General features: G+C 44.3%; 1 tRNA gene. It reads left to right on the forward strand.

The features are described from left to right. The first annotated feature begins 159 nt into the window (after window positions 1–159). Window positions 160–236: transfer RNA gene (locus tag HCX49_RS25295), tRNA-Ile, on the forward strand. Window positions 237–255 lie beyond the last annotated feature (19 nt).

Raw genomic sequence — 255 nt, forward strand, 5'->3', positions numbered from 1 at the left:
GGTAGCCGTACCGGAAGGTGCGGCTGGAATACCTCCTTTCTAGAGCATTCGGAATTGAAGCTCGTTACGGATACACATGATTTATATAAGAAACAAAAACATTTGAAGAAATGTGCCCATCCCTGAATTGGATGGTCCAGAGAGATAGAATGATAAGCTAGTCCCGTAGCTCAGTTGGTTAGAGCACTACACTGATAATGTAGGGGTCAGCAGTTCAAATCTGCTCGGGACTACCATCTAGATGTGAGATGATAG

Source organism: Sphingobacterium sp. B16(2022) (genome assembly GCF_012030425.1).
Classification (GTDB): Bacteria; Bacteroidota; Bacteroidia; order Sphingobacteriales; family Sphingobacteriaceae; genus Sphingobacterium; species Sphingobacterium anhuiense.